This window comes from Alkalibacterium indicireducens, assembly GCF_039522005.1.
Classification (GTDB): Bacteria; Bacillota; Bacilli; order Lactobacillales; family Carnobacteriaceae_A; genus Alkalibacterium; species Alkalibacterium indicireducens.
The window spans coordinates 1-7,147 of the sequence record NZ_BAAADA010000054.1 but is presented as its reverse complement, the minus strand read 5'-3'; the positions used below and the strand labels follow the sequence as shown (position 1 = coordinate 7,147).

At 42.6% G+C, this 7,147-nt stretch carries 6 protein-coding genes; all 6 read left to right on the top strand.

Annotation, left to right across the window (positions count from 1 at the left end; all coding sequences use genetic code 11):
• The first annotated feature begins 81 nt into the window (after window positions 1-81).
• The 6 genes from accC to clpX all read left to right on the top strand — a co-directional run bounded on the left by accC (window position 82) and on the right by clpX (window position 6,956).
• On the top strand, window positions 82-1,467 hold the full coding sequence (accC, locus tag ABFX15_RS03850; RefSeq protein WP_346024184.1) for an acetyl-CoA carboxylase biotin carboxylase subunit: 1,386 nt from the start codon (window positions 82-84) through the stop codon (window positions 1,465-1,467).
• The gene (gene accD / locus ABFX15_RS03845; protein WP_346024183.1) at window positions 1,454-2,323 is read left to right on the top strand and encodes an acetyl-CoA carboxylase, carboxyltransferase subunit beta; all 870 of its coding nucleotides are present in this window, start codon (window positions 1,454-1,456) and stop codon (window positions 2,321-2,323) included. The genes accC and accD overlap by 14 nt, the downstream gene beginning before the upstream one ends.
• Window positions 2,320-3,102, top strand: coding sequence for an acetyl-CoA carboxylase carboxyltransferase subunit alpha (locus ABFX15_RS03840; RefSeq protein ID WP_346024182.1), 783 nt, complete (start codon window positions 2,320-2,322; stop codon window positions 3,100-3,102). The genes accD and ABFX15_RS03840 overlap by 4 nt, the downstream gene beginning before the upstream one ends.
• 96 nt (window positions 3,103-3,198) lie before the next feature.
• Complete coding sequence (locus ABFX15_RS03835; protein WP_346024181.1) at window positions 3,199-4,149, top strand: hypothetical protein; 951 nt, start codon at window positions 3,199-3,201, stop codon at window positions 4,147-4,149.
• Between the two features lie 147 nt (window positions 4,150-4,296).
• Window positions 4,297-5,607 (top strand): trigger factor, encoded by a 1,311-nt coding sequence (tig, locus tag ABFX15_RS03830; protein WP_346024180.1) that lies wholly within the window; start codon window positions 4,297-4,299, stop codon window positions 5,605-5,607.
• Window positions 5,608-5,702: 95 nt separating this feature from the next.
• On the top strand, window positions 5,703-6,956 hold the full coding sequence (clpX, locus tag ABFX15_RS03825; protein ID WP_346024179.1) for an ATP-dependent Clp protease ATP-binding subunit ClpX: 1,254 nt from the start codon (window positions 5,703-5,705) through the stop codon (window positions 6,954-6,956).
• The last annotated feature ends 191 nt before the right edge of the window (window positions 6,957-7,147 follow it).

Sequence of the window (7,147 nt, the reverse complement as noted above, 5' to 3'; positions counted from 1 at the left end):
CATTCTTTCAAACAGTTAATCAATCAACTAAGTTAAGAACAATTCTTAACTACAAACTTATTATACGAGGAAGGGTTAGGCATGTTTGAAAAAATATTAGTAGCCAACAGAGGTGAAATAGCTGTACGTATTATTCGGGCCTGCAAAGAACTGGGCATCAAAACGGTAGCCATCTATTCTACTGCCGACGAAGATGCCCTTCATATGCAGCTGGCAGACGAAGCGGTTTGTATTGGTCCACCTAAAGCGTCAGATTCGTACCTGAATATACATAATATTCTGAGTGCAGCGGTACTGACAGGTGCGGAAGCTATTCATCCCGGTTTTGGTTTTCTTTCCGAAAATAGTCTATTTGCTGCGATGTGTGAAGAAGTGAATATTACATTTATCGGACCTGATAAGGAAACGATCGAACAGATGGGGAATAAGTCCAACGCGAGAGAAATGATGCAGAAGGCTAATGTACCCGTCATTCCTGGAAGCAATTCATCTATTACGACCTTGGATGAGCTGCATGAACACGTCCAGTCTATCGGCCTTCCTGTGATTATAAAAGCAGTAGCCGGCGGGGGCGGTAAAGGGATGCGTATGGTATTCGACTCAGATCTGCTGGAAGCCAGCTTTCTTCAGGCGCAGTCTGAATCGAAAGCAGCATTCAATGATAACCGTATGTATGTAGAAAAGATCATTACGCCAGCCAAGCATATCGAAGTGCAGATTCTGGCTGACCATCACGGAAATGTTATCCATCTTGGTGAAAGAGACTGTTCTCTTCAAAGAAACCATCAGAAGATCGTTGAGGAAGCACCCAGCTCCTCTTTGACAGATGAAGCTAGAGAGAATATCTGTATGAGTGCAGTGAGAGCTGCTCAGGGAGTAAGGTACAAAAATGCCGGCACGATCGAGTTTTTAGTTGATCAGAACGAGCAGTACTACTTCATGGAAATGAATACGCGCATACAAGTTGAGCATCCTATTACTGAAATGATCACTCATGTCGATATCGTCAAGGAACAGATCCGGATTGCTGCCGGACTGCCACTGACTGTGACTCAGGAAGATATTGAATTTAAAGGACACGCGATAGAATGTCGTATCAATGCTGAGAACCCTGCTTTCAATTTTGCACCTTCTCCAGGAGAAATCACGTACCTGAACATGCCATCGGGCGGCTTAGGTCTGCGTGTGGATACAGCGATGTTTGCGGGAGGAATAATTCCGCCCCACTATGATTCGATGATTGCAAAGATAATTACTCATGGTCAGACTAGAGAAGATGCTGTACGCAAAATGATCCGGGCGCTCGACGAAATGGTTGTAGAAGGTATCCAGACTAACCTTGATTTTCAGCATGATCTTCTAAGTCATGAAGTATTTGAATCTGGTGAGTATACGACGGAAACCTTGTCCCAGCAGATCATTCCTGACTGGTTGAACGAGAAGGAGGCGGAGAATGAGGCTATTTAAAAAAAGGCCCTATATTTCTATACAGAAAAGCACCTCTCAAAACGGGCCGACTGTTCCGGATGGGATGTTTGAAAAATGTCCTCAATGTAAACAGTCCGTGTACGTAAAGAGTTTAGGACAGGAAAGAATATGTCCTAACTGTCACTACGCCTTACGTATCCGTGCTCAGGAAAGACTGGCACTCACTGTTGATCCAAATAGTTTCTCAGAATGGGACGGCGAGGTGCATGCGTCAGATCCACTTCAATTTCCAGGATATGAAGAAAAAATTCAGAACGTCCAAATAAATACCGGATTAAGGGAGGCTGTTCTGACCGGGCAGGCACGATTTAATTCAATTGAATCGGCCATTGGAATTATGGATTCACACTTCATTATGGGAAGCATGGGCCAGGCCGTTGGAGAAAAAATAACCCGGTTATTTGAAAGAGCGACTGAAAAAAATTTACCTGTTGTACTTTTTACAGCATCCGGTGGCGCCAGAATGCAGGAAGGAATCTTTTCGCTTATGCAGATGGCTAAAACCAGCGCGGCAATTAAAAGGCATTCAGAAAAGGGGCTCTTTTATCTGACAGTGATCACCGATCCTACAACAGGTGGGGTGACAGCAAGCTTTGCTATGCTTGGAGACATCATACTGGCTGAACCAGGAGCACTAATAGGTTTTGCGGGTAAACGGGTGATTGAACAGACAATCAAAGAATCTCTGCCTGATGACTTCCAGCTTGCTGAGACAGTATTAAAAAATGGTTTTATAGACCAGATCGTCGAACGGGAAAAATTAAAATCTGTAATTAGTCAGCTTCTGGAACTGCATGTCGATCCAGAAGGAACAGTAAAGGAGGAGTCTGAATGAATGATGTCATGTCTGTGGTATCCTCTGCCAGAAAAACCGATCGAATCAATATGAAAGACATTACAAGTATGATGATCGATGACTTCATCGAACTGCATGGTGACAGAGTGTTTAAAGACGATCCTGCTATCATTGGTGGAATCGGGAAACTGAACGGCCGGGCAGTGACTGTAATTGGGAACCAGAAAGGGACAACAGTCGAGGAAAATGTCCGAACTAACTTTGGATCGGCACACCCGGAAGGGTACCGTAAATCTCTTCGACTAATGAAACAAGCTGAGAAGTTCAATAGACCCGTTCTCAACTTTATCAACACCTCTGGGGCATACTGTGGAGTTGAAGCCGAAGAAAGGGGTCAGGGTGAAGCGATTGCCCGGAACTTGATGGAAATGAGTGATCTTTCCGTGCCTGTTCTCTCAGTAATCATAGGAGAAGGAGGAAGCGGGGGTGCGTTAGCTCTGGCATTATCTGATGAAGTATGGATGATGGAGTTCTCAATTTATTCCATCCTGTCACCTGAAGGATTCGCGTCTATTCTATGGAAAGATGCCAAGAAAGCCAGCGATGCAGCTGAACTGATGAAGCTGACTTCGTCTGATTTGCTGAAGCTTGGGATCATCGAAAAAGTGATACCTGAGACTGAAAAAAAAGAAGTACTTGAAAAAAATCAGATTATCGCCAATATGAAAAAAGAAATTGATGAAAAGCTTTTTGAACTCGTTCGAGTTTCAAAGAATGAGCTCATACGTAAGCGATATGACCGATTCAGACAATATTAGTTGAAGCAATGGGATGGAATGATCCTGTTGCTTTTATTTATTCCATGTTTTGCAGCAGAAGGCTTGTGGTACAATATAGCTGAGGAGTGTTGTGATATGGGAGATAAGATAGAATTCCCTAAGAACTACGGGACATATATGCATCATGCATTGAGTGCGCTGCAGGACGCAGACTATAAGCGGGCAATTACACATATGAAAAAGGCATATGCGATCAAAGATGAAAACAGCCTGAATATTCTGCTGGTGTCGACATTATTTCAGAATGGGCAGATCAGTGAAGCACTTGACTACGCAGAAGAGAAAGAATCCTTTTACCTGACAAACGAAAAGAGACTGCTTGTTTATATCGAGCTGCTTATCTACAATTACCAGTTTTTGTTAGCTCAAAAATTGCTGGACGATGAAATCAGGTTAGCTACTTCGGAAAACTTGGCCAGCTGGCAGAATCTTAAGGACACTTTAGAGCAGAAAAAACTTGAAGCAGAAAAAGAACGTCACCAGACAGAAATCGAGCGCAAGAAAAAACTGTTTTCTTTAGCCTCATTGACGCCTGATGAGCAGTTTGCTCTGATTCAGGAAGCGGATGAGATGAAGACGGACAATTTGATTCATGCGGCACCATCTGTTTTTCAGAACCCATACGTTCATCCGTTTGCCCGGTCCGGATTTCTGTCTGTACTTATTGACAGAAGAGTAAATCAGTCTTTTTCATATACTTGGCTGAATGAGACTAGAAAGGTCACACCAGCAACTATGAGCACGTTTGAAAATCATCCGGTCGTACAGGACACGTATTCTAAAATTGAAGAAATCTTCATCAGTAATCCTTCATTAAAAGTGCTGGTCGAACAGGAAGCGAATGCTGTTCTTCTCATGCTCTTTCCGTTTATCGATGAAGCCATTCAAAAAGAAGATATTACAGCATGGATTTATACAATAGCAGAGGGGATACAGCCCGAGCAGGATGCAGTTGAACAAGTGTCTGAGGAGAAACAGGCTTATATTAACAGCTGGGTCAGCAGAGTGTATCAGGAGTTGCTGTGAATTAAGCATCCGCAGTTTACATTAGCCTTTAAATATTGTATGATAATTAAGTATGTTTAAATAAAAAATAGTGAATAGGCTTATTTCCGCAGAGTTGGAAATAATGACGATTGCTAGCAGACTAATCAATTCGGAGGGTAATTATACATGGAAACAAATTTTGAAAAAACAGGTGCTACAACAGGCCGTCTGGAATTCACGATCGATCAAGAAACAGTACAAAAAGGACTGGATAAAACATTTAAGAAAGTTCAGAAAAACTTGAACGTACCAGGATTCCGTAAAGGACGAGTGCCACGACGTATTTTCAATCAGATGTACGGTGAAGCTGCACTTTACGAAGACACGCTTAACGACCTGCTGCCTGCAGCTTATTCTAAAGCTGTACAGGAAGCTGGCATCGAGCCTGTAGCTCAGCCTAATATTGATATCAAATCAGTTGAAAAGAACCAGGATTGGGAACTGATTGCTGAAGTCACTCTTAAACCTGAAGTTGAGCTTGGACAGTACAAAGAAATCGAAGTAGCCAAACAGGATCGTAACGTTTCTGAAGAAGACGTAGATGCAGCACTGGATCGCCGTCGTGAAAGCCTTGCTGAACTGACTATTAAAGAAGATGCAGCAGAAGAAGGCGACACTGTTGTCATCGATTACGAAGGATTCGTTGGCGATGAAGCATTTGAAGGTGGAAAAGGTGAGAACCACTCACTAGTTCTTGGATCTAACTCATTCATCCCTGGTTTTGAAGATCAGCTGGTTGGCGTTAAAGCAGGAGACGAGAAAGACGTTACAGTTACTTTCCCTGAAGAGTATCACTCAGATGAACTTGCTGGAAAAGAAGCTGTATTTAAAGTCAAGGTTCACGAAGTTAAAGTGAAAGAATTGCCTGAACTTGACGATGAGTTCGTTAAAGATCTTGATGAAGACGTAGAAACAGTGGATGAATTGAAAGAAAAAATCCGCAAAGAACTTGAAGAAAGCAAGACTACTGCCGCTGACGATGCCAGAGATGACGAAGCTATCAGAAAAGCAGTAGAAAACGCTAAAATTGAAGAGATTCCACATGAAATGGCTCACGAAGAAGTACACCGTCAGATGGATATGTTCCTGAACAACTTGAAACAGCAGGGCATTTCACCTGAAATGTACTACCAGATGACAAACTCAACAGAACAGAATCTTCACAAGCAGTTCGAAGGCGATGCAGAATTTAACGTACGCACGAACCTGGTACTTGAAGCAATTGTTGAAGCGGAGAACCTTGATGCAACTGAGGAAGACATAGAAAAAGAAATCTCTGATCTGGCTGAGCAGTACAACATGCCTGAAGACCAAGTACGCAGCGTACTTTCTCCAGACCTTCTTAACAGAGACATCTCATTGAAAAAAGCAATTGACCTGATCACTTCAACTGCTAAAGAAACACTTGAAGCAGCAGAAGAGTCAGACGAAGCGTAAAACTGTTTAAATGTAAATGGGAATGCCTAACGTGCATTCCCGTTTTTCATAAATTCATAAAATCTTATTAGGCTATGAGAGAGGTGACCGTGCCTATGTTTAACGATGACGATCAAAAAGGAAATATCTCATGTTCATTCTGCGGGAAATCACAGGAGCAGGTAAAGAAAATCGTGGCAGGTCCTGGCGTTTATATCTGTAATGAATGTGTTGACTTATGCCAGGAAATTATGGAAGAAGAGTTCAGCAAGCAGTCATTCGACGGTGAAATGAACGTTCCTAAGCCTCATGAGATTCGAGAAATACTGAATGAGTATATCATTGGTCAGGAAGCGGCTAAAAAAGCTCTTTCTGTAGCGGTATACAATCACTACAAACGTATCAACAGTCTAGATGAAGACACAGAAGATGACATTGAACTTCAGAAAAGTAACATCTGTCTGATCGGTCCTACAGGGTCGGGTAAAACGTACCTGGCACAGACGCTTGCACGCATTCTGAACGTTCCTTTTGCAATAGCTGATGCAACGAATCTGACCGAAGCGGGGTATGTTGGAGAAGATGTTGAGAACATTCTACTGAAACTCCTCCAGTCAGCTGATTACGATGTAGAGCTGGCACAACGCGGAATCATTTATGTCGATGAGATCGATAAAATCGCCCGCAAGTCGGAAAATGTCTCTATCACAAGAGACGTCAGTGGGGAAGGTGTACAACAAGCGCTTTTAAAAATTCTTGAAGGAACGACTGCAAGTGTGCCGCCTCAAGGAGGCAGAAAACACCCTCATCAGGAACTGATTCAGATTGATACAACTAATATACTCTTTATTGTCGGAGGGGCCTTCGACGGAATAGAAACGATTGTAAAAAATCGTCTGGGGGATAAAGTGATCGGATTTGGTGCTGCAAGCAAGCGTAAAGAAGCAGATGAGAAGCAGAGCATCATGCAGCAGATCATACCTGAAGACTTACTGAAATATGGTCTGATTCCTGAATTTATCGGTAGACTCCCGATTACAGCTGTACTTGAGAAGCTGAATGAAGACGATCTGGTCGAAATTCTGACGAAGCCTAAAAACTCGCTGGTTAAACAGTATAAAAAACTGCTGCAAATCGATGAGGTAGAACTTGAATTTGAGGAGCAGGCTCTTCGTGGAATCGGTAAAAAGGCAATCGAACGAGATACTGGTGCGCGTGGGCTGAGATCGATCATTGAAAGCATTATGATGGATATCATGTTTGAAGTGCCCAGCAGACCGGACATTAAGAAAGTCGTTATAACCGAAGAAACAGTGGAAACACAGATGAATCCTATCTTTTATGATGAAGATGGGCAGAAAGTTAGCTAATTAAACAAGCAAAGACCTTCAAATCAGCTTGAGCTGGTCTGAAGGTCTTTTTCCTGGATGACACCGGCAGGCCAGTCATTTTTCTGTAACATTAGCTTGGCATTTGTTACCCATTTATAACCTATGTGTAAAATAGTTGTCGGAAAGTAAAATAGTAGGGCAAGAAATTAAAGTAGACAAAAAGAAAGAAG

Bases quoted from the DNA above. Each gene is read 5' to 3' on its own strand.
- accC (WP_346024184.1), top strand. From the start codon at position 82: ATGTTTGAAAAAATATTAGTAGCCAACAGAGGTGAAATAGCTGTACGT.
- ABFX15_RS03840 (WP_346024182.1), top strand. From the start codon at position 2,320: ATGAATGATGTCATGTCTGTGGTATCCTCTGCCAGAAAAACCGATCGA.
- clpX (WP_346024179.1), top strand. From the start codon at position 5,703: ATGTTTAACGATGACGATCAAAAAGGAAATATCTCATGTTCATTCTGC.
- tig (WP_346024180.1), top strand. From the start codon at position 4,297: ATGGAAACAAATTTTGAAAAAACAGGTGCTACAACAGGCCGTCTGGAA.
- accD (WP_346024183.1), top strand. From the start codon at position 1,454: ATGAGGCTATTTAAAAAAAGGCCCTATATTTCTATACAGAAAAGCACC.
- ABFX15_RS03835 (WP_346024181.1), top strand. From the start codon at position 3,199: ATGGGAGATAAGATAGAATTCCCTAAGAACTACGGGACATATATGCAT.